Source organism: Rhizobium vallis (genome assembly GCF_003985155.1).
GTDB lineage: Bacteria > Pseudomonadota > Alphaproteobacteria > Rhizobiales > Rhizobiaceae > Rhizobium > Rhizobium vallis.
Map to the genome: position 1 here is coordinate 478,442 of NZ_ML133686.1, position 25,789 is coordinate 504,230.

27 protein-coding genes are annotated in these 25,789 nt (G+C 62.3%); 15 read left to right on the forward strand and 12 right to left on the reverse strand.

What is annotated here, in order from left to right; genetic code table 11:
- Positions 1-5 precede the first annotated feature (5 nt).
- Entirely contained in the window at positions 6-410 is a 405-nt protein-coding gene (gene pcaC, locus EFQ99_RS02315; protein WP_126919040.1) for a 4-carboxymuconolactone decarboxylase, read from the reverse strand.
- Complete coding sequence (pcaD, locus tag EFQ99_RS02320; protein WP_126919041.1) at positions 407-1,216, reverse strand: 3-oxoadipate enol-lactonase; 810 nt, start codon at positions 1,214-1,216, stop codon at positions 407-409. Before pcaD ends, pcaC begins: the two co-directional genes overlap by 4 nt.
- Positions 1,217-1,311: 95 nt before the next feature.
- Here pcaD and pcaQ point away from each other — a divergent pair, with 95 nt between their 5' ends.
- From pcaQ to EFQ99_RS02335, 3 genes are all read left to right on the forward strand, one after another.
- Positions 1,312-2,238 carry a pca operon transcription factor PcaQ gene (pcaQ, locus tag EFQ99_RS02325; protein WP_126919042.1) on the forward strand — a complete coding sequence of 309 codons (927 nt, stop codon included), beginning with the start codon at positions 1,312-1,314 and terminating at the stop codon, positions 2,236-2,238.
- Positions 2,239-2,369: 131 nt separating this feature from the next.
- Entirely contained in the window at positions 2,370-2,891 is a 522-nt protein-coding gene (locus EFQ99_RS02330; RefSeq protein ID WP_126919043.1) for an MbcA/ParS/Xre antitoxin family protein, read from the forward strand.
- Positions 2,888-3,559: an RES family NAD+ phosphorylase gene (locus tag EFQ99_RS02335; RefSeq protein WP_126919044.1), complete on the forward strand. Its 672-nt coding sequence runs from the start codon at positions 2,888-2,890 to the stop codon at positions 3,557-3,559. The genes EFQ99_RS02330 and EFQ99_RS02335 overlap by 4 nt, the downstream gene beginning before the upstream one ends.
- A gap of 19 nt (positions 3,560-3,578) precedes the next feature.
- Here EFQ99_RS02335 and EFQ99_RS02340 read toward each other — a convergent pair whose 3' ends face one another.
- Positions 3,579-4,220, reverse strand: coding sequence for an alpha/beta hydrolase family protein (locus EFQ99_RS02340; RefSeq protein ID WP_126919045.1), 642 nt, complete (start codon positions 4,218-4,220; stop codon positions 3,579-3,581).
- Positions 4,221-4,572: 352 nt separating this feature from the next.
- Between EFQ99_RS02340 and EFQ99_RS02345 the strand changes: the two genes are divergently transcribed.
- On the forward strand, positions 4,573-5,274 hold the full coding sequence (locus EFQ99_RS02345; protein WP_126919046.1) for a DUF899 family protein: 702 nt from the start codon (positions 4,573-4,575) through the stop codon (positions 5,272-5,274).
- A 13-nt stretch (positions 5,275-5,287) separates the two neighbouring features.
- Here EFQ99_RS02345 and EFQ99_RS02350 read toward each other — a convergent pair whose 3' ends face one another.
- Positions 5,288-5,917: a J domain-containing protein gene (locus EFQ99_RS02350; protein WP_126919047.1), complete on the reverse strand. Its 630-nt coding sequence runs from the start codon at positions 5,915-5,917 to the stop codon at positions 5,288-5,290.
- Positions 5,918-6,227: 310 nt separating this feature from the next.
- Between EFQ99_RS02350 and EFQ99_RS02355 the strand changes: the two genes are divergently transcribed.
- From EFQ99_RS02355 to EFQ99_RS02365, 3 genes are all read left to right on the forward strand, one after another.
- A complete protein-coding gene (locus EFQ99_RS02355) occupies positions 6,228-6,902 on the forward strand; it encodes a response regulator transcription factor (protein WP_126919048.1) in 675 nt (224 codons plus the stop codon).
- A complete protein-coding gene (locus tag EFQ99_RS02360; RefSeq protein WP_126919049.1) occupies positions 6,899-8,332 on the forward strand; it encodes a sensor histidine kinase in 1,434 nt (477 codons plus the stop codon). The genes EFQ99_RS02355 and EFQ99_RS02360 overlap by 4 nt, the downstream gene beginning before the upstream one ends.
- Before the next feature lie 147 nt (positions 8,333-8,479).
- Complete coding sequence (locus tag EFQ99_RS02365; RefSeq protein WP_245441425.1) at positions 8,480-8,779, forward strand: hypothetical protein; 300 nt, start codon at positions 8,480-8,482, stop codon at positions 8,777-8,779.
- Positions 8,780-9,451: 672 nt separating this feature from the next.
- Here the strand turns inward: EFQ99_RS02365 and EFQ99_RS02370 are convergent.
- From EFQ99_RS02370 to hutI, 6 genes are all read right to left on the reverse strand, one after another.
- Positions 9,452-10,081 carry an outer membrane protein gene (locus EFQ99_RS02370; RefSeq protein ID WP_126919051.1) on the reverse strand — a complete coding sequence of 210 codons (630 nt, stop codon included), beginning with the start codon at positions 10,079-10,081 and terminating at the stop codon, positions 9,452-9,454.
- A 326-nt stretch (positions 10,082-10,407) separates the two neighbouring features.
- Positions 10,408-10,983 carry a HutD/Ves family protein gene (locus tag EFQ99_RS02375; protein WP_126919052.1) on the reverse strand — a complete coding sequence of 192 codons (576 nt, stop codon included), beginning with the start codon at positions 10,981-10,983 and terminating at the stop codon, positions 10,408-10,410.
- Positions 10,984-10,988: 5 nt separating this feature from the next.
- On the reverse strand, positions 10,989-12,662 hold the full coding sequence (hutU, locus tag EFQ99_RS02380) for a urocanate hydratase (protein WP_126919053.1): 1,674 nt from the start codon (positions 12,660-12,662) through the stop codon (positions 10,989-10,991).
- 30 nt (positions 12,663-12,692) lie between these two features.
- Positions 12,693-13,496 (reverse strand): N-formylglutamate deformylase, encoded by an 804-nt coding sequence (hutG, locus tag EFQ99_RS02385; protein WP_126919054.1) that lies wholly within the window; start codon positions 13,494-13,496, stop codon positions 12,693-12,695.
- Position 13,497: 1 nt separating this feature from the next.
- Positions 13,498-15,033, reverse strand: a complete 1,536-nt coding sequence (gene hutH / locus EFQ99_RS02390; protein WP_126919055.1) for a histidine ammonia-lyase — start codon at positions 15,031-15,033, stop codon at positions 13,498-13,500.
- Positions 15,030-16,292 (reverse strand): imidazolonepropionase, encoded by a 1,263-nt coding sequence (gene hutI / locus EFQ99_RS02395; RefSeq protein ID WP_126919056.1) that lies wholly within the window; start codon positions 16,290-16,292, stop codon positions 15,030-15,032. Before hutI ends, hutH begins: the two co-directional genes overlap by 4 nt.
- Before the next feature lie 122 nt (positions 16,293-16,414).
- On the opposite strand from hutI, the gene EFQ99_RS02400 reads away from it, so the two are divergent.
- Positions 16,415-17,761, forward strand: a complete 1,347-nt coding sequence (locus tag EFQ99_RS02400) for a formimidoylglutamate deiminase (protein WP_126919057.1) — start codon at positions 16,415-16,417, stop codon at positions 17,759-17,761.
- 155 nt (positions 17,762-17,916) lie between these two features.
- Positions 17,917-18,639, forward strand: coding sequence for a histidine utilization transcriptional repressor HutC (gene hutC / locus EFQ99_RS02405; RefSeq protein ID WP_126919058.1), 723 nt, complete (start codon positions 17,917-17,919; stop codon positions 18,637-18,639).
- 34 nt (positions 18,640-18,673) lie between these two features.
- On the opposite strand, the gene hutC (EFQ99_RS02410) is transcribed toward hutC (EFQ99_RS02405), so the two are convergent.
- The gene (gene hutC / locus EFQ99_RS02410) at positions 18,674-19,429 is read right to left on the reverse strand and encodes a histidine utilization transcriptional repressor HutC (protein ID WP_126919059.1); all 756 of its coding nucleotides are present in this window, start codon (positions 19,427-19,429) and stop codon (positions 18,674-18,676) included.
- 195 nt (positions 19,430-19,624) lie between these two features.
- Here hutC (EFQ99_RS02410) and EFQ99_RS02415 point away from each other — a divergent pair, with 195 nt between their 5' ends.
- From EFQ99_RS02415 to EFQ99_RS02435, 5 genes are all read left to right on the forward strand, one after another.
- Positions 19,625-20,467, forward strand: coding sequence for a transporter substrate-binding domain-containing protein (locus EFQ99_RS02415; protein ID WP_126919060.1), 843 nt, complete (start codon positions 19,625-19,627; stop codon positions 20,465-20,467).
- A 106-nt stretch (positions 20,468-20,573) separates the two neighbouring features.
- The gene (locus tag EFQ99_RS02420; protein ID WP_126919061.1) at positions 20,574-21,299 is read left to right on the forward strand and encodes an ABC transporter permease; all 726 of its coding nucleotides are present in this window, start codon (positions 20,574-20,576) and stop codon (positions 21,297-21,299) included.
- Between the two features lie 10 nt (positions 21,300-21,309).
- A complete protein-coding gene (locus tag EFQ99_RS02425) occupies positions 21,310-22,014 on the forward strand; it encodes an ABC transporter permease (RefSeq protein ID WP_126919062.1) in 705 nt (234 codons plus the stop codon).
- 27 nt (positions 22,015-22,041) lie between these two features.
- Positions 22,042-22,818, forward strand: a complete 777-nt coding sequence (locus tag EFQ99_RS02430) for an ABC transporter ATP-binding protein (RefSeq protein WP_126919063.1) — start codon at positions 22,042-22,044, stop codon at positions 22,816-22,818.
- The gene (locus tag EFQ99_RS02435; RefSeq protein ID WP_126919064.1) at positions 22,815-24,308 is read left to right on the forward strand and encodes an HAL/PAL/TAL family ammonia-lyase; all 1,494 of its coding nucleotides are present in this window, start codon (positions 22,815-22,817) and stop codon (positions 24,306-24,308) included. Before EFQ99_RS02430 ends, EFQ99_RS02435 begins: the two co-directional genes overlap by 4 nt.
- Before the next feature lie 5 nt (positions 24,309-24,313).
- Here the strand turns inward: EFQ99_RS02435 and EFQ99_RS02440 are convergent, their stop codons facing one another.
- Positions 24,314-24,859 (reverse strand): hypothetical protein, encoded by a 546-nt coding sequence (locus EFQ99_RS02440; RefSeq protein ID WP_126919065.1) that lies wholly within the window; start codon positions 24,857-24,859, stop codon positions 24,314-24,316.
- 191 nt (positions 24,860-25,050) lie between these two features.
- Between EFQ99_RS02440 and EFQ99_RS02445 the strand changes: the two genes are divergently transcribed.
- On the forward strand, positions 25,051-25,788 hold the full coding sequence (locus EFQ99_RS02445) for a phosphatase PAP2 family protein (protein ID WP_126919066.1): 738 nt from the start codon (positions 25,051-25,053) through the stop codon (positions 25,786-25,788).
- Position 25,789 lies beyond the last annotated feature (1 nt).

Consider the following 25,789-nt stretch of genomic DNA (forward strand, 5'->3'; position numbering starts at 1 on the left):
CCCCCTCAGGCCGCCTGTTCGGCGTCCATTTGTTCAAAGGCCTGCTTGGCAATCTTGATCGCATGGTTGGCGGCGGGAACGCCGGCATAGATCGCGACATGCAGCAGCGCCTCGCAGATATCCTCGCGAGAGGCGCCCGTATTGGCGGTGGCGCGCACATGCATGGCGACCTCATCGTCCTGGCCAAGCGCTGCAAGCAGGGCGATCGTGACGATCGACCGCTCGCGCTTGGTCAGCGTCGGGCGCGACCAGACATGGCCCCAGGCGGCTTCGGTGATCAGTTCCTGGAAGGGACGGTCGAACTCCGTCACAGCTGCCGTGGCGCGGTCGACATGGGCGTCGCCAAGCACCGCGCGGCGGGTCGACATGCCCTTGATGTAGCGCTCGGAGGAGGGCGCGTCTTCATTCATGAGCGGGTTTCTCCTGACGGAAGAGAGGTGAGAAAGGCGCGGATGACCGCCGTCAGCGCTTCCGGCTGCTCGACGCAGGGAATGTGTGCGCAATCTGGGATGACGTCGTAACGCGCGCCGGGAATAAGCTTCGCGGTCGAGAGCACGAGATCAGGCGGCGTCGAGCCGTCCTGGTCGCCGACGATGCAGATTGTCGGCACAGTGATTGTCTTGGCCGCCTCGGTGAAATCGGCATCACGGATCGCCGCGCAGGCGGCCAGGTATCCCTCGACCGGCTGGCGCGTCAGCATGTTGCAATAACCAGAATAGGCGGTGTTCTCCGGCCTGCGGAAAGCCGGCGTGAACCAGCGCTCCATGACGGCATCGACGATGCTGCCGATGCCACCCTTTTCCACGGCGGCGATGCGGGTGTTCCAGCTCTCTGATGTGCCGATCTTGTGGGCGGTGTCGCAGAGGATAAGGGCGCCAACCAGGTCCGGTCGGCGCTGATAGAGCGACTGGGCGATGAGGCCCCCGACCGAGAGGCCGCAGACGACGGCTTTTTTCACCGACAGAAGATCGAGCAGGCCGGCGAGATCGGTCGCATGGTCCTCGATCGATGAGGGGAGCTGGCCGACATCGGAAAGGCCGTGACCGCGCTTGTCGTAAAGCACGATGGCAAATTCGCCGGCGAGCCGCACCACGACATCGCGCCAGATGCGAAAATCCGTTCCGAGCGAATTGGCAAAGACGATGACCGGTCTGTCGGCGGGTGCGCCGATGACCTGATAATGGATCGTCACGTCGTTTATTCGGGCGAATTGCACGTCACTCTCCTCCTGAACGGCAAATTTGAATGTTTGATCCGGTTAAGTAAAATGATATTTTCAGGCTTTTCGATAACCCCGGAGTTATGTGAGCGATGATCGACAGCGGCGTCAAGTTTCGCCATCTGCAAACCTTTGTCGAGGTGGCGCGGCAAAAGAGCGTCATGAAGGCGGCAGAACTGCTGCATGTCAGCCAGCCGGCGGTGACGAAGACGATCCGCGAGCTGGAACAGGTGCTGGGTGTCAGCGTCTTCGAGCGCGACGGCCGGGGCATCAAGATTACCCGTTACGGCGAGGTCTTCCTGCGCCACGCTGGGGCGGCTTTGACGGCGTTGCGCCAAGGACTCGATTCCGTCTCCCAGGAACAGTTCGCCGATGCGCCGCCGATCCGCATCGGCGCTCTGCCGACGGTTTCCTCACGGATCATGCCGCGGGCGATGGAACTCTTCCTCAAAGAGGGAACACGGAGCCGGGTGAAGATCGTCACCGGTGAGAATGCCGTGCTGCTGGAGCAGCTTCGCGTCGGAGATCTCGACCTCGTCGTCGGGCGCCTGGCGGGAGCGGAGAAGATGGCGGGCTTTTCCTTCGAGCATCTTTATTCCGAGCAGGTGGTGTTTGCCGTGCGTGCCGGCCATCCGCTACTCGACGGCAGGCAATCGCCCTTTGCCGGCTTTGCGAATTACACCGTGCTGATGCCGACGCGGGGTTCGATCATCCGGCCGGTGGTCGAAAATTTCCTTATCGCCAACGGCGTCTCCAGCCTGCCGAACCAGATCGAGACAGTGTCGGATTCCTTTGGTCGCGCCTTCCTCAGGGGAAGCGATGCGATCTGGATCATTTCCAATGGTGTCGTGGCCGCCGATGTCGCCGATGGATGGCTGGCGCTCCTGCCGGTCGATACCGGTGAGACCAAGGGGCCGGTCGGGCTGACGATGCGCGCCGACGCCGTGCCGTCGGCGCCGCAATCAATCCTGATGCAGACGATCCGGGAGGCGGCAGGTGAGGTGTCAGGCAAACCGTGACCGGATCGGCACAGTCGTCTGGCTTACCTTTCGCAGGATATCGTTGCAGCGGCGGCGGAGCCGATTCTTTAAATTGGCTTGATATATGCCCATATTTGGACTAAGTCTAATTCAGGACAGGAGTGGCTTTCATGCAGCATGCGCGACCTCAGGAGCGGGAAGGCCAAGGGCCACAGCGGCTCGACACCGAACGCTTTGCCCCGGCAAACCGCAGGAGGCTGAGCGCGCCGGCCTTGCGAACCTTCCTGGCGATCGCCGATCTCTGGGGGCTGACGGAAGAGCAGCGTCTGCTCGTGCTCGGTTATCCCTCCCGGTCGACCTATCATAATTGGGCGAAACAGGCGCGCGAGCACGGCACCTTTACTCTCGATGTCGATACGCTGACCCGGATCTCGGCCGTGCTCGGCATTCATCAGGCACTCGGGGTGCTCTTTGCCGATGAACGCGCCGCCGTCGCCTGGCTGCGCATGCCGCATCAGGCGCCCATATTCGGCGGGCATCCGCCGCTCGATGTCGTGACGAACGGAACCCAGGACGGATTGATGACGGTACGCCGGTTCCTGGATGGTGCGCGAGGCGGTGTCTACATGCAGCCGAACATGCTCGACGAAGCTTTCACGCCTTACAAAGACACGGACATTGTCTTCCGGTGAGCGAGCGTTTCGCCCAGGCGCCGCGTCCGTCATACCGGCTGATCCCGTCGCAATTTCCGCCGATCGGGCTTTTTGATACGGTGACGAGGGCGGCCGATCTCGAGGCGGTGATGGAACTCGTCGGATGGACCAACGACCGTCTGGTTGCCGACCGCATCCAGCGGTTGCCCGAGACGGAATGGGTTTACGGTATGGCGAACGCCAGCATCGTGATGGCGTCGTTCCTGCATGTCGCGCCGGGTGGCATGCGGTTCAATGGTCCCGATCTCGGCGCCTGGTATGCGGCCGACGATCTCAAGACAGCTGCCGCCGAGGTTGGCCACCATCTCCGGCGCGAGGTTGTCGCGCGCGGGGTGGCGACGATGGCGCGCACCTATAGATGCTACTCGGCCACCCTGCTTGGCGACTACCTCGACATTCGCGGAGAACAGACGCTGCGGCCCGATATCTATGACGGCACCAGCTACGCGGCAGCGCAGGTGCTTGGCGAGCAGGTGCGCTCAAAAGGCCAGGCCGGCATCCTCTATCATAGTGTCCGGCTGCGAGGCGGCGTGAACGTCGTCGTGCACCGGCCGCGCAACATTCGGGACGTCGTGCAGGCCGATCACTTCGAAATCACCGTTTCCGCCACCGACCGGCGCATCGATGTCAGGAAGCTGGCGGCCTGACGGCGACAGGCGCACGGCTTTAAACCGGCAGGCGTTCGGCCCATGCCTTTGCTGCCTTGGCCATTGTGGCGAGGTGATCGGCGCTGGAGAAGCCGGAGATTTTCTTGCGCGGCTTGAGGTCGTGGTCGCCATCCTCGAGCCAGAGGATCTCGATCCTGTCGGAGAGATCGTAACCCGGCACCTCGTCGCGCGTCCCGAATTCGTCGCGCGTCCCCTGGCAGATCAGTGCGGGGGTCGTCAGTCCCGCGAGATGGCCGGTGCGCAGTTTCTCCGGCTGGCCGGGCGGATGGAAGGGATAGCCGAGACAGAGCAGGCCGGCGATCTTTCCCCTGTCATGGAGATCGTCGGCGATCATGCTGGCGACCCGGCCGCCCATCGACTTGCCGCCGATGATCAGAGGGCCGCTGGCGTTAAGTTCGGCAACGGCCGCTTCGTATTCGGGATTGAGCGTTTCGGCACGCGGCGGCGGCTTGCGGCTTTCCTCGGTGCGGCGGGCGGCCATGTAGGCGAATTCGAAACGGGCGACACGGAAGCCGACGCCGGCGAGCGCGTCTGCCGCCGATGTCATCGACGCCGAATCCATGGGCGCGCCGGCGCCGTGGGCAAGAAGGATCGTGAAGCGTGCGTCCTGAGGTCCTTGCTGCAGAAATCTGTCAACCATCGGAAATCCTGTATTTCATTGCGGGAACCATATCGGCGGCCGCGACATTTCTCGGAGAAGACGACCGCAAAACACAATCACCCTTGAAACCGTGATGCAGAAGGTACATATACCGGCCCTGCCTGAAAAATGGATGCGTACGGTATCGACGTCGTCGAGCGGTCCGCTGTCCGACAGGATAAGGGCGCTCCCCGAAAGGGTCGAGCGCCCTTTTTGCTTTCCGGCTTCGTCGAGGCGGATTTTTAGCATCGGCACTGTCGATTTTCGCATCCGCCGTTCGTCATCCCTATGATGTGCTGGAATTCCACTTGCGGCTTCCGCGCGTCTGGCAAAACAGAAAGAGGATATCGTCATGGATAATCGGCATCTGGTACCCGCCGCCGTGCTTGCGGCAAAGAACGGCGTGCGTTTCCCCAATGAGAGCGAGGCATATCGCAGCGCCCGCGACGCGCTGCTGGCGGAAGAGATCGAATTGCGCCGGCACATCGAGCGCGTGGCGGTGCAGCGCCGGGCGCTGCCGCCGGGCGGCGAAGTGAAGAAAGGTTATCGCTTCGAAGGCGTCAACGGGCCGATAAGCTTCAGCGAGCTCTTCGCCGACAAGGAGACGCTGATCGTCTATAGCTATATGTTCGGACCCCAACGCGAGCGCCCGTGCCCTATGTGCACCTCGCTACTGTCGGCCTGGGACGGCGAAGCTCTCGATATCCAGCAGCGCGCCGCGCTTGCCATCGTCGCCCGCTCGCCGATCGAAAGGCTGCTCGCCTTCAAGAAGGAGCGCGGCTGGCATCACCTGCCGCTCTATTCTGATCTGACGGGCGATTATAGCCGGGACTACCATGCCATCGGCAAAGATGGCGGCGATGATGCCGCTTTCGACGTCTTCACGCGACGCGACGGCACCATCCGCCACTTCTGGAGCCAGGAGATGGGCAACGTGACGGCCGATCCTGGTGAGGACCCGCGTGGTGCACCCGATCTGATGCCGCTCTGGACTGTGCTCGATTCGACTCCGGAAGGCCGGGCGGCGGACTGGTATCCGAAGCTTTCCTATTAATACTTGCGGGGCGTCAGCCGGTGGAACGGCTTCTGGAGGTCTCGATCCATTCGAGATTGGCGACCGAAGCCTCCGGCAGCGGTGACGGATCGACATCGTAGACATAGCCGGTGAGCATGTCGGCGGCGCATTCCGCTGCTTTGATCTTCGCGTCGGTTTCCGCGACCGCCTTGGCGATTGCTTCGATGCGGGCGCGGAACATGTGGGCGAGCACATCGCGGCCGGACTGTTTTTCGAGCCGTTCCAGATGCAGGCCGATGCGCGAGGAGTGGCGTTCCAGCTCGCTCTTGCTGAACCGCGCCTTGCGCAGTTCCTCGGAAAGGCTTTCCTGCATGACGGCGACGGGATCGAAACTTCCGGGCGCGCGCTCGTCGAGTACCGCGTCTGTGACCAGCTTCTCGATTATGACGAGCGCCTGCAACTCGGCGGCGTCGGCGAGTTCGACGTCATAGCCGGTATCGTCGTAAACCTTGCGGCGGACGGGATCGAGAAGCAGCCCATAGGCTTTCTGCAAATTATCGAAGGCTTCCGTGTCACCGCCCGAATCGGGGTGGGCGACCTTGGCCAGACGCCGATAGGCGGCCTTCAACTGCGCCTCATTCGCATCGCGTTCAACGCCGAGAATATCGTATGGATCCGTCACGCCTGCTCCCTTGCTACCCAACGTGGCGGGCAGTCTAGGTCTTCTTCTGCATCAGAAAGGCAAAGTTTAGACCGAAAGGATGAATGACGTCCATGGCCTGCGACTGGATTGGCTGATGCCGACGCTTCATCCATCGACGGGATGCTCGCCAACCAGATAGAGTTGGAGATACGTTCATTGCAATTCAGGTGGATATCCATTGTGAAAATCATGCGTAATTCGGTCTCCTGATCGTTTGCTTTTGTAATGTTCGGGCAACCTTCGCCATATCACTGGATGAGCGCCGCGGCAGGGGATCCGGAGACACGCATTGCGTATATTATTGCTTGAAGATGAGCCGGAGATGGCGGCGGCATTGATCACCGCGCTCAGACGTCGCGACATCATCGTCGACCATGTGAGCACGATCGCCGACGCCGAACTAATGGCCCGGCTGGGGACCTATGACGTGCTCATGCTCGATCGTCGCTTGCCGGATGGCGAAGGCCTCGATCTCATCCCCGTGCTTCGCTTCCAAAAAAATGCTACCCCGATCCTGATGCTGACCGCACTTGGCGGCGTCGATCAACGTGTCGAAGGGCTTGACGGCGGCGCCGACGACTATCTCGCTAAACCCTTTGCAATCGAGGAGCTGCTGGCGCGATTGCGCGCGCTGCAGAGACGCTCGCCGACCGTTTCCGCCGAGCGATTTTCGCTCGGCAATCTGACGGTCGATCCACGCAGCAACGAAGTTACTGTCGGCGGCGACTTCATCGACCTGGCTCGACGGGAGTATCTTGTCGTCGAGGCGCTGATCCGGCGCGCGAACCGTATCGTCACACGGTCGATGCTCGTCGACGCCGTCTATACGATCGATGACGAGATCGAGTCCAATGCGCTGGACGCGCATGTTTCACGGATCCGCCGCAAGTTTGGCGCTGCCGGTGCGTCGGTCGAAATCCGCGCCGTCCGCAACATCGGATATCTGCTGCGGGTCAGCACATGAGACTGCGCAGCGGCCGCTCGCTCAAATGGGTACTGACGCGACGCCTGATCGGTCTTCAGGCCTGCTTTTTGCTGTTGTTCGTCTCCTTGCTCGCCGGATGGGTCTGGATCATCGATCCCGAACTCGAAGACACCAACGAAGCGATCGTCCGCGTGCTGATAAAGCACGTGGAACGCCAGACCGACGGCGCGCTCAATGTCATCGAGACGCCGGAGCTTGCCGAATTGAAACGTGAATATCCCGATCTGTGGTTCATCATCCGGGACGACAGGAACAATCTCTACCAGCATGGCGTGTTTCCAAAGGAGCTACTGACCGAAACCTTCCCGATGTCCATTGACGAGGCGTTTGTGAAGACCAGTCCGAGCGGGCGCCTGGCCGTCGGCAATCGCGACACGCCGATCGGCCGGCTGCAGTTCATCGGATCGACCGAGCGCATTGGCGCGCAAAACCAGGGCGTCAACATCTGGATCAATCTCGACATCGATATTCCCAAGGGCGGCGATGCAAAGAGGTTCTGGCTGGGTGTCGTGCCGGCGACCGGCGTCATCCTGGCCATCCTGGTGCTTCCGATCCTGCTCGTCAGCGGCGCGGCAACGCTGATCGTCACACCCTATTCGATCGGCCGGTCTCTGACTGGCCTGGTCGATACGGCCAACCAGGCGAAGGCGATCGAATTCGAAACACGGTCCGCCCGCCTCGAGGTTTCGAAAGTGCCGAGCGAAATCGTTCCGCTCGTCGATGCGTTCAATCATACGCTTTCAAAGCTCGATCGCGGCTACAAGCAGCACAGCCGTTTCCTGGCGGATGCCGCGCACGAGCTGCGCACGCCGATCGCGATCGTGCGGACCCGGGCAGACCTTCTGCCGGAAAGCGCCGATAGCCGGCAGCTGCTGCAAGATATCGACCGTCTTTCCAGGGTCGCGCATCAGCTGCTCGACATGCAGGCGGTCGGTGCCGGTTCTCAGACTGCACAGATGGTCGATCTGAATGAGCTCGTCGGACGGATCGCTGCCGATCTCGCACCTCAGGTCATCGATGCGGGTTACGATTTCCTCTTCGAGCCAAGTGCTGCCGAGGCATCCTTCGTGATCTATCCCTCGACGATAGAGCTTGCGGTGACCAACCTGATCCGCAATGCGGTCGATCATTCCGGATGCAAAGGTACTATTGCGGTCTCAGTCGATGCGCGTGGCTTCATCGATGTCTGCGATGAAGGTCCAGGCATCCCTCCGGCCGAACGGGTCCGCGTACTGGAGCCCTTCTATCGGCTGAATACACGCTCGTCAGGCGCAGGCCTCGGGCTCAATCTGGCGCTCAAGGCGATGGAACTTCATTTCGGACGGTTGTTATTTGCCGATACCGACGGCGGATTCCGAGTGCGCCTGGAGATCGGCGCACTGCACGCCGGCCGTGCCACCAATCGGTAATGCGCGCGTAATCTTCACCACGTAGCGAGCGCAAGACCAACTGGAGCCGCTGCTATGTGTCAGGAATCACCACGGAAAATACGTCGAACGCATTCGTTTCTCGCCTTGGCGGCCGTTGCGCTGCTGGCAAGCTGTGCATCGCAGATCATGAAGAACTATGTCGGGGGACCGTTGGAGGCGGTGATACTGGACTATGGGCCACCCGACAACGTCGTTGAGATCGGCGTCGGTCAAAGGGCCTACCAATGGCGGCGCGTCAACACGGAAGCGGTGACGGGCACCACCAGCGGCGAAATTCGTCAGACACGCCATGGCGAACGCTATGAGCTTTCCGAGTCGCCCGGCTACGTCAAAGAAACGGAGTGCTTCTACACATTCTTCGCGCGTGCCTCCGGGACGCGATGGTTCGTCACGAGTTTCCGTAGGCCGCAGCTCGAATGCGAGTGATCGATTCACTGCGCCCGACGAACCCCTATGGGTGTCTTAAGTCTTTGTTTTATGCATGTCGTTGTCCCAAAAGCGCTGCACACTTTCGGGCGACATGCATTGGATTTCATGGAGAGATATATGCTCAGCCATTTGTCGCGACTGCGGGATGCCTTCCGCCAGAAGCTTCCAGATCCAGCCCGATCGGACAGGTTGTTCGGTGCCGTCCTGATCTTCTTGATGTGCCTGATACTGGTGCTCTTTGCCCGTCACGCGATAGCTGGATAGGCGGCTGCACCGACATACGGCGCTCGATCGAGCGGATGTTCCAAAATAGGGTATAGAGTTCCAGGGTGGCAGCGCTCCGTTCACTGGCCTGCTTCGGCTCCGGTGGAAACTTGCTGCCTGTCCCCAGCCCGGTTCAGCCTCGCAGATATTTTTTCACGCCGCAGGGCGCGTGCGGTTCCGGACGCGCCCTGCTTCGTGCGGCATTGATGAGACGCATGTTCACGAGCGCCTAGGATCATCCTATTCCAAATTAAATAGTAAGAGCATGATGCCGCCCGAAAACCGCTCACACTTTCCCGGTATCATGTTGTAGGGCGGTTCAGCTTTTCATGAAAACGCTGCACCGCCTAACCTTTTGTTTTTGTATAATTCCGGCAAGCGCTTCGTGCTTTGCCGGAACTTGCTCTAGAAGCGAAGGTTTATGCCGGCCTTGATCACATGGCTGTCTATATCAGTGCGGGTGGTGCCGGCATTCGTGGTCGTCTTGACATCGGGGGTCATGACATAATTGTACTCGACCTTTGCGGAAAGGCCGTTTCCAAAAGCCTGCTCAATGCCGCCGCCGACTAGGTAGCCGCCCTCCCAGCCTGGGCTCCGTCGGATGTTGTTGCCGTTCTCGAATTTGGTCATCGCATAACCGGCGGTGCCGTAAACGAGTGTCTTGTCGAGGCCCATCCCGGCCTTTGCTTTAGCGGCCAGGCGCCATTGCTCGTCCAGCTTGCCGCCGCGCACACTCTGATCGGTGCCGCCCATGTAGGTGCCCTCGACCTCGGCGCCGAGGACCGCCGAACCAAACTGAAAATTGTATCCGGCCTGCGCCCCGGCTGCGAGGCCCTTGCCATTGGAAAATGGATTGAGGTGGCTGGAAGCAACACCGGCATGCCCGCCGATATAAGCGCCGCCCCAATCGAAGGCGGTCGGCTGGGGATAAGGTGCCTTGACATAGGAGTTGTCCAGATCCGCTGCCGCGACAGCTTCGGAAAGCAACACGGCGAAGGCGGCTGACAGGGCTAACCTCGTATTGATCGAAAGCATTTATGACTCCAAACAGAAGTGCGGCGCTCTTTGGCGCGGCGTGGAAGTGAACATGGGAGCGTGGAGCTCCCGCGAACCCTTCGAGAGCTTCCCCGAAGGATGGATGTCACTCTGCTTGCGAGAATTGCCGATAGATTACGTGAAATGATGCCGGGAGATAATTATCTGTTATCAGATAGTTTTGATTGGTTGTTGATGCGGCAGGGGAGGTGTGTGCCGATGATCTGCCCGCCATCTTCGGGCGCATTCGGCTAGGCCGGCCGCTCCTCAATTGAATTGCGCCAGACAATCAAGGAGCCGATTGATTGTCTGGAAGCGTTTGCCAACTAGCGTTTAGCTTCTGAAGAAATCTCGATCTCGAAAATCGATAGCAGGCCATTCGAGCGAAGGCGCACGGAGGTATCGGGTTCCAACAGCAGTGCGTCGAGCGGTTCGAGCCAGGCCCCATCGGGAACGATCTGGCAATATGAGTTTACGACGAGCAAGACGGCCGCCGAGCTCGGCCCAACCCGAACATCGTCGTCGGAAGTCGTCCGCTTGACGCTATGGCGAAACGCACCCCGTCTCGTCATGACGTTCAGGTCGGTGATCGGACCGTCGAGCAAGCGCGCCGCCGTCCGAGTGTCGGCAGGAAAGGCGTGCGGTGCCGAAGGCGGCCTGAGTTCGACCGCTTCCGTGCCCTCGACCGACAGGGCGATGCCCTCACCGGTCAGAACGCTCAGCGTTCGGTCGATGCCGGGAAAGATCGAAAACGGGCCATCCTCTGCGACCGTGGCCGTGCTGACGCGCCAGTCGAAGTCGTCGATCGAAGCATCAGGCGGAAAGACGGCGATCTCCACCGTCTCTCCTTTTCCGTTTTTCCAGGGCATGCGCTTGTGCTCGCTGGCGCGCAAGATCTTCACGGGGCTCAGTTCCCGAGAATGCCGGGCAGACGCAGGCCCTTGTCCTTGGCGCAGTCGAGGGCGATCTCGTAGCCGGCGTCGGCGTGGCGCATGACGCCGGTCGCCGGGTCGTTCCAGAGCACGCGCTCGAGACGCTTTGCCGCATCGTCGGTGCCATCCGCGCAGATGACGACGCCGGAGTGCTGGGAGAAGCCCATGCCGACGCCGCCGCCGTGATGCAGCGATACCCAGGTGGCGCCCGACGCGGTGTTGAGCAGGGCGTTCAGGAGCGGCCAGTCGGAGACGGCATCGGAACCGTCCTTCATGGCTTCGGTTTCGCGGTTCGGCGAGGCGACGGAGCCCGAGTCGAGGTGGTCGCGGCCGATGACGATCGGCGCGGAAAGCTCGCCGTTCCTGACCATTTCATTGAAGGCGAGAGCCAGGCGGTGGCGGTCGCCGAGGCCCACCCAGCAAATGCGCGCCGGCAGGCCCTGGAAGGCAATGCGCTCCCTGGCCATGTCGAGCCAGTTGTGCAGGTGGGTATTGCCGGGGGTCAGCTCTCTCACCTTGGCATCGGTCTTGTAGATATCCTCCGGGTCGCCTGACAGGGCGGCCCAGCGGAAGGGGCCGATGCCGCGGCAGAACAGCGGGCGGATATAGGCCGGCACGAAGCCCGGGAAAGCGAAGGCGTTTTCCAAGCCTTCTTCCTTGGCGACCTGGCGGATATTGTTGCCGTAGTCGAGCGTCGGAATACCGGCGTTCCAGAAAGCGATCATCGCTTCGACATGTTCGCGCATCGAGGCGCGTGCGGCTTTTTCGACTGCCTTCGGATCGCTCTCGCGCTTGGCCTTCCATTCGGCCATCGTCCAGCCCTTCGGCAGGTAGCCATTGATCGGGTCATGCGCCGAGGTCTGGTCGGTGACCATATCGGGGCGAATGCCGCGGCGGACCATTTCCGGCAGGATTTCGGCAGCATTGCCGAGCAGGCCGACGGATTTGGCTTCACCGGCCTTGGTCCAGCGGTCGATCATCTCGAGCGCTTCGTCGAGCGTCTCGGCCTTGGCGTCGAGATAGCGGGTGCGCAGGCGGAAATCGATCGAGTCGGGATTGCACTCGACGGCCAAGCAGCAGGCGCCGGCCATGACGGCGGCGAGCGGCTGGGCGCCGCCCATGCCGCCAAGGCCGCCGGTCAGGATCCATTTGCCCTTGAGATTGCCGCCGTAGTGCTGGCGGCCGGCCTCTACGAAGGTCTCGTAGGTGCCCTGCACGATGCCCTGCGTGCCGATATAGATCCACGAGCCGGCCGTCATCTGGCCGTACATGGCAAGGCCCTTCTTATCCAGCTCGTTGAAGTGATCCCAGGTCGCCCAATGCGGCACGAGGTTGGAATTGGCGATCAGCACGCGCGGCGCATCCTTGTGGGTGCGGAACACGCCGACCGGCTTGCCGGACTGGACGAGCAGCGTTTCTTCTTCCGTCAGCGTCTTCAGCGTCGCGACGATGCGGTCGAAATCCTCCCAGGTGCGGGCGGCGCGGCCGATGCCACCGTAGACGACAAGCTCGTTCGGGTTTTCAGCGACATCGGGATCGAGATTGTTCATCAGCATGCGCAGCGGCGCTTCGGTCATCCAGCTCTTGGCATTGAGATCGTTGCCGCGGGGTGCGCGGATTTCGCGGATGTTGTGGCGTGGATTGTTCATGACGGTTCCCCTGTTCTCAGGTTTCAATCTTCAGCGTTTCAGGCCTGGTGCAATCTCTTCGATACGCACCAGAATGTCTTTGAGATGGACGCGCAGGCGCTCTGCCTTGGCGGTGTCGTAGGCGAAGGGCACCGCCTCGGTTTGCAGATGCGTGGATTGCGCAAGCTCCATCTGGATCGCATGCACGCCGGTTTCGGGTCGGCCATAGTGGCGTGTCGTCCAGCCGCCCTTGAAGCGGCCGTTGAGCACGCTGTCATAACCTTCGGCGGCTCCGACGGCGGTGAGCGTCGCCTGCTCGATCGCGCTGTCGCAGGTCTTGCCCATATCGGTGCCGATATTGAAATCCGGCAGCTTGCCTTCGAAGAGGAAGGGAATGTGAGAGCGGATCGAGTGGCAATCATAGAGAATTGCGACGCCGTGGATTGCTCTGACGCGCTCGATCTCGGCAGCAAGTGCCGCATGATAGGGCGCGTGGAAGTCCCGGAGCCGCGCCGCAATATCGGCCTCGCCGGGCGCCTGCCCGTCCTTCCAGATCGCCTTGCCGTCGAAATCCGTTTCGGGGACGAGGCCGGTGGTGTTCTGGCCGGGATAGAGGCTGACACCCGCCGGATCGCGGTTGGCGTCGATCACATAGCGATGGAAGGTGGCGCGCACCGTCGTGACGTTGTCAAGCAGGCCGTCATAGAGGTGGTGGATGTGCCAGTCGGTATCGGCGAGGATCCTGCCGTTGTCGTTGAGGCGGTCATGGATCTCCGGCGGCACGTCGGTGCCGGTGTGGGGAAAGCCGAGGATGACAGCCGAGGTGCCCTGGCGGATTTCGTATGGTGCGGTCATCTCAACCCTCCAAAACCGGCAGAATACCATTTGAAACCGCGGCGTTCAGCGCGCCCGTCGCTACCAGCTCGGCAGCGGCGGCGAGGTCGTTTGCCATATAGCGGTCGACATCAAGCGTCGGCACCTTGCTGCGGATCGCCGCAATCGCGCTTTCAAGCTCTGGGCTCGACGCAAGCGGCGCGCGCAGTTCGACGCCTTGAGCTGCGGTCAGCGCCTCGATGCCGATGATGGAAAAGAGGTTTTCCGTCATCTGCAGAAGACGGCGGGCGCCGTGGCAGGCCATCGAGACGTGGTCTTCCTGGTTGGCCGAGGTCGGCGTCGAGTCGACCGAGGCCGGGTGTGACATCTGCTTGTTCTCGGACATCAGTGCCGCCGAGGTGACTTCGGCGATCATCAGGCCGGAATTCAAGCCCGGTTTCTTGGCGAGGAAGGCGGGAAGCCCGTAGGAGAGGGAAGGATCGACCAGCAGCGCGATGCGGCGCTGCGAGATCGCGCCGATCTCGCAGACCGCGAGCGCGATCTGGTCGGCGGCGAAGGCGACGGGTTCGGCGTGGAAATTGCCGCCCGATACAACGGAATTGTCGGAGAGCACCAGCGGATTGTCGGTGACCGCATTGGCTTCGATTTCAAGCGTGCGGGCGACGGAGCGCAGCAGGTCGAGGCAGGCGCCGTCGACCTGTGGCTGGCAGCGGATGCAATAGGGATCCTGCACGCGCTCGTCGCCCTCGATATGGCTCTGGCGAATGACCGAGTTTTCGAGCAGGGCGCGAAGCGCGGCGGCCGTATCGATCTGGCCCTTATGGCCGCGCAACGTGTGAATGTCCGGATGGAAGGGCGCCGAAGAGCCCATGGCCGCATCGGTCGACATGGCGCCAGTGATCAGCGCTGCTTGTGCGGCGCGGTGGGCGCGGAAGAGGCCGGCGAGCGCCAGCGCTGTCGAGGTCTGGGTGCCGTTGATGAGCGCCAGACCCTCCTTGGCGGCGAGCACGACCGGTTTCAGTCCGACTCTCTCCAGGGCTTGCGCGCCGGAGAGGCGTTCGCCGGCGAAAAAGGCTTCGGCCTCGCCCATCATCACGGCCGCCATATGGGCGAGCGGCGCAAGATCGCCGGAGGCGCCGACAGAGCCTTTTTCCGGAATGAGCGGGATGACGCCCTTTTCCAACATGCCTTCGATCAGCCGCACCAGCTCCAGCCGGACGCCGGAGGCGCCGCGCCCGAGCGAGACGAGCTTCAGCGCCATGATCAGCCGCACGATATTTTCCGGCAGCGGCGCGCCGACGCCGCAGCAATGCGACAGGATGAGGTTGCGCTGCAGGGTGGCGACATCGGCGCTGTCGATCTTGATCGAGGCCAGTTTGCCGAAACCGGTATTGATGCCGTAGACAGGCGCATTGCCGGCGGCGATCTCGGCGATGCGGGCGGCGGCCTTGGCAATGCCGGTATCGAAGGAGGGATCGAGCCTTGCCGGTTCGCCCGTCCAATAGATGGTTTCGAGGTCTCTCAGCGAGACAGAGCCCGGGTGGAGCGTGATGGTCATCGGCCGTTCCTTTCGCCTTTGAAGACGCGCGCGTGAAGCGGGTTGAAGCCGATGCGGTAGACGAGCTCGGCAAGGTTTTCGATATTCCAGACCGCGAGATCGGCGGATTTTCCGGCTTCGAGCGTTCCGGTCTCGCCGAGCAGGCCAAGCGCGCGGGCGCCTTCGCGGGTGGCGCCGGCGATGCATTCCTCGACCGTAAGACCGAAAAGCGTCGCCGACATGTTCATGGTGAGCAGCATCGAGGTGAGCGGCGAGGTGCCGGGATTGCAATCGGTGGCAATCGCGATCGGCACGCCCGCCTGGCGCAGCGCCGCAACCGGCGGCTTCTGCTTCTCATGGATGGCGTAGAAGGCGCCGGGCAGGAGCACGGCGACGGTGCCGGCTGCGGCCATCGCGGCAATGCCATCCTCGTCGAGATATTCGAGGTGATCGGCCGAAAGCGCGCCATAGGATGCGGCGAGCTTGGCGCCGCCGAGATTGGAGAGCTGCTCGGCATGCAGCTTGACCGGCAGGCCGAGCGCCTTCGCCTTGTCAAAGACGCGGGCGATCTCGGTCGTGGAAAAGGCGATACCCTCGCAAAAGCCGTCGACGGCATCGGCAAGGCCGAGATTATGCACATCGTCAAGGCCCGGTAGGACGACGTCATCGAGATAGTCGCCGTTGCGGCCCTTGTATTCGACCGGGGTGGCATGCGCGCCGAGATAGCTGGTCGCGACGCGGATCGGTCTGATATGACCGAGCAGGCGCGCGCTCTGCAGCATCTTCATTTCACCCATCCTGCTCAGCCCGTAGCCGGATTTGATCTCGATCGTGGTCACGCCTTCGGCAAGCAAGGTGTCGAGGCGCGGCATGGCCTCTGCCACAAGCTCTTCGACCGACAGCGCATTGGTCGCTTTCACCGAGGAGACGATGCCGCCGCCGGCGCGGGCGATCTCTTCATAGGTCGCGCCTTCAAGGCGCATCTCGAATTCGCGGGCGCGATTGCCGCCATGAACGATATGGGTGTGGCAGTCGACGAGACCGGGGGTCACCCAGCGGCCTTCGAGGTCGACGATCTCGGACCGTTCGATAGCGGATGCCGGCAAGTCGCTTTCTGCGCCAGCAAAAGCGATGCGGCCGTTTTCAGTGAGCAGGGCGCCCTTTTCGACAATGCCGAGGCCCGTTTTATCAGGCGCAAGCGTCGCCAGGCGCGCATTGCGCCAAAGCACCGGCCTGACATCGGCGGATGGGGTTTCCTCTGAAAAATTGTTCCCGGTCATCAGCTTTGCGCCTTTCCTTATGCCAAAACATGTATATACATAATAAGCAGGTGACAAGAGAAATTTTGCGCGCTCTTCTGGAAAAGAAAGATCGGCGGCGCGGTATGAGGAAAGGGAAGGCCATGACCAGACTTCACGCAGACGCGGCGCTGACGCCGCAAGGCTGGCAGAAGGACGTGCGGCTGACGCTGGAAGCCGGGCGCATCGCCCGGATCGAGACCGGCGTTTCTCCCGAGGCTGGCGATGAGCGCCATGCTCTCCTCGTTCCCGCGATGGGAAATCTGCATAGTCATGCCTTCCAGCGGGCGATGGCCGGTCTTGCCGAAGTGCGCGGCCCCGCCAATGACAGCTTCTGGAGCTGGCGTACTGTTATGTACAAGTTTGCCCTGGCGATGACGCCTGATCATGTCGAGGCGGTCGCCGCCAAGCTTTATGCGGAAATGCTGGAGGCGGGTTTTTCCCGCGTCGGCGAATTCCACTATCTCCATCATGACAGGGATGGCGCGCCTTACGCCAATATTGCCGAGCTTGCAGAACGCATCGGCGCGGCGAGCGAAGAGACCGGCATCGGCCTGACACTGCTGCCGGTGTTCTATGCCCATTCGGGCTTTGGGGGTGCTGCTCCGATCGACGGCCAGCGGCGTTTCATCAATTCGCTCGAAAGCTTCGAAAGATTGATGGACGGCTGCCGGGTGGTGACCAATCGGCTCGACGGCGCCGAACTCGGGCTGGCGCCGCACAGCCTGCGTGCCGCCACTCCCGAGGAACTGGCCAAGCTCGTGCCGCTGGCGGGCGACGGCCCCATCCATATCCATATCGCCGAGCAGATGAAGGAGGTCGAGGACTGCGTCGCCTGGTCCGGCGCGCGTCCAGTCGAATGGCTGCTCGATCACGCCCCGGTCGATGAGCGCTGGTGCCTGATTCATGCAACGCACATAACCGAGGACGAGACACGGCGCATGGCAAAGAGCGGCGCAATCGCCGGCCTTTGCCCGATCACCGAAGCCAACCTCGGCGACGGCGCCTTTGCCGCGCCGCTCTTCCTGGAAGAGGGCGGGCGTTACGGGATCGGCTCGGATTCCAACGTGCTGATCTCCGTGTCCGAAGAGCTGCGCCAGCTCGAATATTCGCAGCGCCTGGCGCTTCGCGCTCGCAATGTCGTCGCCGTGCCCGGCGGTTCGACGGCGCTGTCGCTGTTCACGCATGCGCTTGCCGGCGGCGCTGCCTCGCTGAAGGCCCCGGTGGGTCTCACTGAGGGCCATCACGCCGATCTCGTTTCGCTCGATGCTGCGGCGGTTCCCTATCTCGCAGGCGACCAGATCCTCGATCACTGGCTGTTTGCCGGCGGCGTTTCCGTCGATTGCGTCTGGGCGCGTGGCCGCAAGCAGGTGGAGGGCGGACGCCATCTCAAGCGTGACGCGATCGACCGGCGGTTCCTCGCCGCCATGGGTGAATTGCTCGCCGGCTGAAAAAGAGCTTTTCCTGTCCGGATATTCGAACTAGAGCAATTCCAGCAAACAGTGTGTCGCGGTTTGTGTCCGGAGTTGCATAAAAACAAAGAGATAGGGCATTCTGAAGAGAATGCGGAAATGCCCTATAGCGGAAGACCAATCGGAACGTGGCGATGAATCAAAGCAGGGACCTCACCTTGCATCAGCGCATCCTGAGCGAGATCGAGGGCCGTATCGTCTCGGGCGAATGGCCGCCGGGGCACCGCATTCCCTTCGAGGTCGATCTCGCCACGCAATATGACTGCTCGCGCATGACCGTTAACAAGGTGCTGACACAGCTCGCCAAGGCCGGCCTCATCGAGCGGCGCAAAAAATCCGGCAGCTTCGTCACTCAGCCGCAGGCCCAATCAGCCATCCTCGAGATCCACGACATCAAGGCCGAGGTGCAGTCGCTGAATTTGCCTTATTCCTACGCGGTTTCGAAAAAGGCGAGCCGCAAGGCCAAGGCGGAAGACAGCCGCCGGCTGGAACTCCCCGTCGCTTCCTCGGTCGTCGAGGTCGTCTGCATCCACAATGCCGGCATGCGGCCATTCTGTCTGGAAGAGCGGCTGATCAGCCTCGAGACCGTACCGGAAGCCGCCCATGCCGATTTTCTGACGGTGGCGCCGGGGCCGTGGCTGCTCAACCAGGTGCCATGGAGCACGGCCGAACACCGGATCCATGCCATTTCCGCGAGCGCGGAGGTCGCGGCGGCTCTCGATATAGCGCGCAACACCGCCTGCCTTGTCGTCGAACGCCGTACCTGGAGCGGCGCCGGCCCGGTGACCCATGTGCGCTTCACCTATCCGGGAGATCGTCACGCGCTCGTGGCGCGTTTCACGCCGGCGTCACAATAGCCGTCAGGTTCCATATACAAGATGGCCGGTGTTTTCACTCCTCGAACATCTTGCCGCTGCGCGCCTCCAGCCGGTAACGGTAGCCGGGATAGACGAGGCGGGCGGTCGAAACGACCTGCTTCGCCGACCACGTGCGCCGGCGAATGGTCAGGCACGGTTCGGTTTTCAGGATGGTGAGCAGCTTGCATTCCCAGGCCTGCGGCATCGCTGCCTCGACGACGTGCTCGGAGCCGCTGAGCGGGGCCGCGGCCGTCAGATAGGCGTTCGGCGTCAGTGTCGCAAAATCCTGATCGAGATATTCGGGAGCGGCCTCCGGATGGACGAAACGGTCTTCGATCTGCACCGGAACCCCGTTTTCGCTGTGCACGATCAGCGAGTGGAACACCGCCGCGCCGATCGGGAGTTCCAGCGCATCGGCGATCTCGGGAGAAGCCGTCTCCTGCGCCAGAACGATGACGGACGCCTCGTGCGCATGGCCGCGCTCGGCGATCTCTTCGGCGATGTTGCGCACCTCGAAGAGCGCCGAATAGCCCTTGCGCTCGGCGACGAATGAGCCGACGCCCTGGATGCGGACGAGTTCGCCCTCGTTGGCGAGTTCGCGCAGTGCTCGGTTGGCGGTCATCTTGCTGACGCCGAGCTCGACCACCAACTCGTTTTCCGACGGTACGCGGTATTTCGGCGGCCATTCGCCGCTGTGGATGCGGTCGAGGATCACCTGCTTGACGCCGGCGTAGAGCGGCGTGCTGTCATTTCCCGCCAGTTCGCGCTTCATCTCGCCGGAACGCTTCATTGCCTATTCCTTTTGCACGAATGGAATTCGCCATTTAAAGCGACTTTCCTCTTGCATATCACAAAATATCTCATATGGTACCCTATACAACCTCCTGATCCATCCTTGAGACAAAAATAGGGTGGAAAGGGCAAGCCGGCGAAGATCGGCCCCGGTGCCGCAAGGTCAGTTTCAATCTCAGAGGAGAATTCATCTATGAAATTCAGCGCCATTCTGTTTTGCGGCGTCGCCGCCTTTTCTGCTTTCGCCGCACCCGCCTTCGCCAAGGACTGGACCAAGGCGACGATCACGCTCGAAGGCGCCTATGCGCCCTGGAATCTCACCAATGCCGACGGCACGCTCGGCGGCTTTGAGCCGGAGCTTGCCAAAGTGCTCTGCGAACGCGCCAAGATCGAATGCACGCTCGTCGCTTCCGACTGGGATGGCATGATCCCGGCGCTCAACGCCGGCAAGTTCGACGTCATCATGGATGCGCTGTCGATCACCGATGAGCGCAAGCAGGTCATCGGCTTCACCATTCCCTATGCTGCGACACCTGCCGCTTTCGCCACGGCCAAGGACAGCCCGCTGGCGAAAGCCGCCGGCACCGGCGCAACGATCAAGATGACGCCCGGCCAGACCGGCGTGAAGGAGATCGATGCGCTGAAGACCCTCTTCAAGGGCAAGACCATCGGCATCCAGGCGGCAACCGTCTATGCCAAGTTCGTCTATGACAATTTCGGCGACATTGCCGAGATCCGCGAATACAAGACCGGCGCCGATCGCGACCTCGATCTGCAGAACGGCCGCATCGACCTCGGCTTCGACGACGCCGTCTATTTCGCCAATGCCTTCCAGAGCGCCAATGGCGCGCTCGACTTCACCGGTCCTGAGATCGTCGGCCCGATCTGGGGCGAGGGCGAAGGCCTCGGTATCCGCAAGGCCGATACGGACCTGCGCGACAAGTTCAACGAGGCGATCAAGTCCGCGCTTGCCGACGGCACCGTCAAGACCCTTTCGATGAAGTGGTTCAAGGTCGACGTCAGCCCTCAGCAGTAAGCGTTGCGGCCTTTTGGCCGCAAGCGCCGGTCTCCGGCTTTGATGCCGGGGACCGCGTGTTATTGTTAAATCCACAAAACACTGCCGCGGACGGGGAACGGACGATATGGCAAGCTTGGAACTGCTTGGCTTCGGCTCGACGGGATGGGGCGCGCTGCTTCTTCTCGCTGCCTTGATGACGCTCGCCGTCACCGCGACGGCGCTTGCGATTGGTGCTGTCCTCGGCGCGCTCGTCGCGTTCGCGAAACTCTCCGGCAATGCTCTCCTCGTCACGCTCGGCAATGTCTACACGACCGTGTTTCGCGGTGTGCCGGAACTGCTGATCATCTATCTGATCTATTTCGGCGGCTCCTCGGCCGTCACATCGATCGGCACGGCGATGGGTTACGAAGGCTTCCTCGGCCTGCCCTCCTTTGCCGCCGGCGCGCTTGCCGTCGGCATCATCTCCGGTGCCTACCAGGCGGAAGTGTTCCGCGGCGCTTTCCTTGCCATCTCCAAGGGCGAGCTCGAGGCGGCGTCCGCAATCGGCATGCATCGCGGCTTGCGCTTCCGGCGCATCATCATGCCGCAGGTGCTTCGTTACGCCATTCCGGGCCTCGGCAATGTCTGGCAGCTCAGCCTCAAGGATTCGGCGCTGATCTCCGTTACCGGCCTTGCCGAGCTGATGCGCACCAGCCAGGTGGCGGCAGGCTCAACGCGGCAATATTTCCTGTTCTTCATCGCCGGCGGCTGCCTCTATCTGATCCTGACCAGCCTTTCGGATCGCATTTTCAACGGCGCCGAGCGGCGCGCCAACCGCAGCATGCCGGCATCGGCCATGGGCCAGGCGTAGGGAGACGACGATGGATTTCACCTTCCTCGCTTCAACGATGGTAACCTTGCTCAAGGCCGTGCCGACGACGCTGATCCTGTTTTCACTATCGATCTTCTTCGGCGGCCTGTTGGCGCTCGTCATCGTCTGGATGCGGGTCAGCGGCAATCCGGTGCTTTCGCGCTTCGCCAAGGGCTACATTTTCGTCTTCCGCGGCTCACCGCTCTTGATCCAGATGTTCCTGGTCTTCTACGGGCTCGGCCAGTTCGGCTTCATTCGCTACTCCTTCCTCTGGCCGTTCCTGCGCGAGCCGATGGTCTGCGCCATCCTGTCGCTGGCGCTCTGCACGGCAGGTTATACCGCGGAAATCTTCCGCGGCGGCATCCGCGCCGTGTCCCCGAAGGAGATCGAGGCGGCGCGCTCGATCGGCATGTCCGGCTCCCTGCTGGTGCGCCGCATCCTGGCGCCGATCGCCTTCCGCCACGCGCTGCCGGCCTATTCCACCGAGATCGTGCTGATGATGAAGTCGACGGCGCTCGCAAGCCTCGTCACCGTCTGGGAGGTCACTGGCGTGGCCCAGCGGCTGATCTCGCAGACCTACCGCACGATGGAAGTCTTCCTCTGCGCGGCGATCATCTACCTCGTCCTGAATTTCATCATCCTGCAGGGCATGGCCTTGCTCGAATATTCGCTTTCCCGACACCGCCGCGCGATTCCGCAGGCGCTGAAGGCATAAGCGGCTTTTGACCCGATTGGAGCACTCATGCCAGGCGTAACCCGACTATCGGTCCGCAATATCCGCAAGAGCTTCGGTACGCACGAAGTGCTGCGCGGCATTTCCCTCGATGCACAGGACGGCGACGTGATTTCGCTGCTCGGCGCCTCCGGCTCCGGCAAATCGACCTTTCTGCGCTGCATCAACATGCTCGAAACCGCCAGCGACGGCGAGATCTGGGTCGACGGCGAGCATATTGAAATGGTTCACAAGAACGGCAAGACAAAGCCGGCCAGCCAGAAGCAGGTGGACCATATCCGCTCCGAACTCGGCATGGTGTTCCAGTCCTTCAATCTCTGGTCCCACATGACGATCCTGCAGAACATCATCGAAGGGCCGGTCCATGTATTGAAGCGGCCGCGCGCAGACTGCATCGCTGAGGCCGAAGCGCTGCTCGAAAAGGTCGGCATCGCTGACAAGCGCCACGCCTATCCGGCCCATCTCTCCGGCGGCCAGCAGCAGCGCGCCGCGATTGCCCGGGCGCTCGCGATGAAGCCGAAGGTCATGCTTTTCGACGAGCCGACCTCGGCGCTTGATCCGGAGCTTGTCGGCGAAGTGCTGCGCGTCATGCGCGCGCTTGCCGAGGAGGGCATGACCATGCTCGTCGTCACCCATGAAATGAGCTTTGCCCGCAACGTCTCCAACCGCGTCGTTTTCATGCGCGAAGGGTTGATCGAAAGCAGCGGCAAGCCGGACGAGATGTTTACCGGCGGCGCGACGCCCGCTTTCCGTCAGTTCATCGGCCATTTCGGAACAGGTCAATGACGATCGTCATCGATAAAGTGCTGACCTGGCGCGACGTCGCGCGCGTCGGGGCAGGGGAAGCGCTTGCGCTGTCGCCGGCAGCCTGGGAACGGGTCGAGCAGGCAAGCCGCATCGTCGCGCGCATCGTCGAGACCGGGGTGCGGGCCTATGGCGTCAACACCGGCGTCGGGGCGCTGGCCGACACGGTGGTCGACCGTGCCTCGCAAAGCCTGTTGTCGCGCAGCATCGTGCTCAGCCATGCCTGCGGCGTCGGGCCGCTGCTGCCTGCCCGTGAGGTGCGCGCCATCATCGCCGCTGAGATCGCCAATTTCGCCCATGGCCATTCCGGCGTGCGGCGCGAGGTCGTCCAGCATCTCACGGCTTTGCTGAAGCATGATTGCATTCCCGACATGCCGTCGAAAGGCTCGGCGGGTTACCTCACTCACAACGCCCATACTGCGCTTGTGTTGATCGGCGAAGGCAGCGCCACGCTCGCCGGCCGGCGTCTTGGTGGCCGCGAGGCACTTGCCGCGATCGGCCTGCAACCGCTGGTCCTCGGCGCCAAAGAAGGCTTGAGCCTCGTCAACGGCACGGCCTGCGCCACCGGGCTTACTGCCATGGCGCTTTCCCGCGCTGAACGGCTGCTCGACTGGGCCGATGCGATCGCCGCGCTGACGCTGGAAGCAGCAGGCTGCCAGATTGCCGCCTTCGACGAGGCGGTGCTCGCGCTGCGCCCGTCGGTCGGCATCGAGAAAGTCGGAGCCACACTTCGAGAGCGCCTTCGAGGCAGCGGCCTTATTGCCGCCGCGCGCGGCCGGCGCACCCAGGATGCGCTCAGCCTTCGTTCGGTGCCGCATGCCCATGGCGCCGCCCGCGATGTCTTCGACAATTCCGCCCGCGTCGCCGACCAGGAACTGGCTTCCGTCACGGACAATCCCGCCGTCTTAGGCACGCCGGAGCAGCCGATCGTCTCCTCCGAGGCGCATGCGGTGGCACCCGCGCTCGGGCAGGCGGCCGACAGCCTTGCGATTGCGCTGGCGCAGATCGGCGCGATCAGCGAACGGCGGATGGACCGGCTCGTCAACCCGCTGGTGAGCGGCCTGCCGCCGTTCCTCGCAAGTGATGCCGGCAGCCATTCCGGCTTCATGATCGCCCAATATACCGCAGCCGCCCTCAGCAACGAGAACCGTCGCCTTGCGGCACCCGCGGCAATGGACGGCGGCCTGACCTCCGGGCTGCAGGAGGATTTCCTCGCGCATCCGACGGCGGCCGCCGGCAAGCTGCTCGCCGTTATCGACAATGCCGAATATATCCTGGCGATCGAGCTGATGGCCGCTGCCCAGGCGCATGATTTCCTGGCGGCGACAGCGCCGCGGGCGGCAGGCACCGACCTTCTCTATAAAGCCGTGCGGGAGCATGTTTCCCACTATGGCGACGAGCGGCCGCTCAACGGCGATATCGAGGCCGTGCGCGGGCTGATCCGCGAAACCGCGCCGCCGCCGATCGGCTGAGTTCGTCAGAACGGCTTGCTGGATTCGGAATCGAGTTTTGGCTTTTCGCCGGCCTCAAGGCGCTTGAGGCACTGGGCGAAGGTCGGGTAGAGCTGATCCACACGCGAGAGCGGCAGCGTCCAGTCGCCTTCGTCGCCGGCAAAGGTCAGCTGCACGTCAGGGGTTCCGGCAAACGAATTCTTGATGATCTTCTTCAGCCCGCCGCTCCCCTTGCTGGCCGGAGGCCAGAGGCGAAGCGTGTTCTTGTCGAAGAATTCGGCGGCGACCACTTTCGTTATCTTGCGATCGGTCAGCGTCACCTCGGTCGTAGTGCCTGCGGGAATGTCCCATGTATTCTTCGCCACCAGCCAGAACGTCTCGCTCATGCTCTGGCGGAATTCCGTGGTCTTGCCGATCTCACTGTCCCACACCAGCCGGCAATAGGAATGAGGGCCATCGGTCGCGTAACCGACCGACCACTGCCTCGCTCCGCCCATCCATTCGGTCTCACCGAGCGCAGAGACCGGCTGCAGGATGGCCGCCGTCAGAACCATCGCCGTCAGAATTTTCATCGCCGAAACCATCTCCAGGACAACCGGCTCCAGCCATAGCAAAAGAAGGTTGAGCTTTTGCTACCGGGCGTGCCGAAATCGGCCGACGGTTGCCTCCGAGTTGTCCCTAATGCCGCAAGGTCTTGAAACCCGCGCTCGGCTTGCCAATCTGGCGAGGATGGACATGAGCTAAAGGGAGTTCGACGACAGGCATGACTGAGCTTCAACGACGCGGAATCCTGGCGAGGCTCACCGCATATGAGCCGCTGACATTGATTATGCTGGCATCGATCGCCGGCGGGCTGTTCGTGCTGCAGCGGCTGACGAGCGAGGTTCTCGAGGGCGAAACCTTTCGTTTCGATGAGACAATTCTGCTGGCGCTGCGACAGCAGGGCGATCTTGCCGTACCGGTCGGTCCCGCTTGGCTGACGCATGCCATCAGCGATATCACCAGCCTCGGCGGCGTTACCGTCCTCACGCTTATGACGGTACTCATCACCGTCTATCTTCTGCTCGATCGACGCTGGCCGATCGCGATCTTCGTGTTTTCGTCAGTGCTGACCGGCTGGCTGGCGAGCACGCTCTTAAAGATCCTCGTCGCACGGCCGCGTCCCGATATCGTGCCGCATCTCGTCGAGGTGAGCGATCTGAGCTTCCCCTCTGGACACGCCATGGTCTCGGCGGTGACCTACCTGACGCTCGGGGCGCTGGTGGCGCGCACGCAGCGTTACCGCTCGACGCGGATCTTCGTCATGGGTGCCGGCGTCTTCCTTGCGGTCATCGTCGGTTTGAGCCGGATCTACCTCGGCGTCCACTACCCCACGGACGTCTTGGCCGGATGGTGCGCCGGCGCACTCTGGGCACTCGGCTGCTGGCTGATTTCCAAACGGTTCATTCCAAGCCGCTCCGCCGACGCGGCCCCCGAGCCTGGCATGGAGGAGCCGAGATAGC

Bases quoted from the DNA above. Each gene is read 5' to 3' on its own strand.
- pcaC (WP_126919040.1), bottom strand. From the start codon at position 410: ATGAATGAAGACGCGCCCTCCTCCGAGCGCTACATCAAGGGCATGTCG.
- pcaQ (WP_126919042.1), top strand. From the start codon at position 1,312: ATGATCGACAGCGGCGTCAAGTTTCGCCATCTGCAAACCTTTGTCGAG.
- EFQ99_RS02330 (WP_126919043.1), top strand. From the start codon at position 2,370: ATGCAGCATGCGCGACCTCAGGAGCGGGAAGGCCAAGGGCCACAGCGG.
- EFQ99_RS02340 (WP_126919045.1), bottom strand. From the start codon at position 4,220: ATGGTTGACAGATTTCTGCAGCAAGGACCTCAGGACGCACGCTTCACG.
- EFQ99_RS02345 (WP_126919046.1), top strand. From the start codon at position 4,573: ATGGATAATCGGCATCTGGTACCCGCCGCCGTGCTTGCGGCAAAGAAC.
- EFQ99_RS02360 (WP_126919049.1), top strand. From the start codon at position 6,899: ATGAGACTGCGCAGCGGCCGCTCGCTCAAATGGGTACTGACGCGACGC.
- EFQ99_RS02365 (WP_245441425.1), top strand. From the start codon at position 8,480: ATGAAGAACTATGTCGGGGGACCGTTGGAGGCGGTGATACTGGACTAT.
- EFQ99_RS02370 (WP_126919051.1), bottom strand. From the start codon at position 10,081: ATGCTTTCGATCAATACGAGGTTAGCCCTGTCAGCCGCCTTCGCCGTG.
- hutU (WP_126919053.1), bottom strand. From the start codon at position 12,662: ATGAACAATCCACGCCACAACATCCGCGAAATCCGCGCACCCCGCGGC.
- hutG (WP_126919054.1), bottom strand. From the start codon at position 13,496: ATGACCGCACCATACGAAATCCGCCAGGGCACCTCGGCTGTCATCCTC.
- hutH (WP_126919055.1), bottom strand. From the start codon at position 15,033: ATGACCATCACGCTCCACCCGGGCTCTGTCTCGCTGAGAGACCTCGAA.
- hutI (WP_126919056.1), bottom strand. From the start codon at position 16,292: ATGACCGGGAACAATTTTTCAGAGGAAACCCCATCCGCCGATGTCAGG.
- EFQ99_RS02400 (WP_126919057.1), top strand. From the start codon at position 16,415: ATGACCAGACTTCACGCAGACGCGGCGCTGACGCCGCAAGGCTGGCAG.
- hutC (WP_126919058.1), top strand. From the start codon at position 17,917: ATGAATCAAAGCAGGGACCTCACCTTGCATCAGCGCATCCTGAGCGAG.
- hutC (WP_126919059.1), bottom strand. From the start codon at position 19,429: ATGAAGCGTTCCGGCGAGATGAAGCGCGAACTGGCGGGAAATGACAGC.
- EFQ99_RS02415 (WP_126919060.1), top strand. From the start codon at position 19,625: ATGAAATTCAGCGCCATTCTGTTTTGCGGCGTCGCCGCCTTTTCTGCT.
- EFQ99_RS02420 (WP_126919061.1), top strand. From the start codon at position 20,574: ATGGCAAGCTTGGAACTGCTTGGCTTCGGCTCGACGGGATGGGGCGCG.
- EFQ99_RS02425 (WP_126919062.1), top strand. From the start codon at position 21,310: ATGGATTTCACCTTCCTCGCTTCAACGATGGTAACCTTGCTCAAGGCC.
- EFQ99_RS02430 (WP_126919063.1), top strand. From the start codon at position 22,042: ATGCCAGGCGTAACCCGACTATCGGTCCGCAATATCCGCAAGAGCTTC.
- EFQ99_RS02435 (WP_126919064.1), top strand. From the start codon at position 22,815: ATGACGATCGTCATCGATAAAGTGCTGACCTGGCGCGACGTCGCGCGC.
- EFQ99_RS02440 (WP_126919065.1), bottom strand. From the start codon at position 24,859: ATGAAAATTCTGACGGCGATGGTTCTGACGGCGGCCATCCTGCAGCCG.
- EFQ99_RS02445 (WP_126919066.1), top strand. From the start codon at position 25,051: ATGACTGAGCTTCAACGACGCGGAATCCTGGCGAGGCTCACCGCATAT.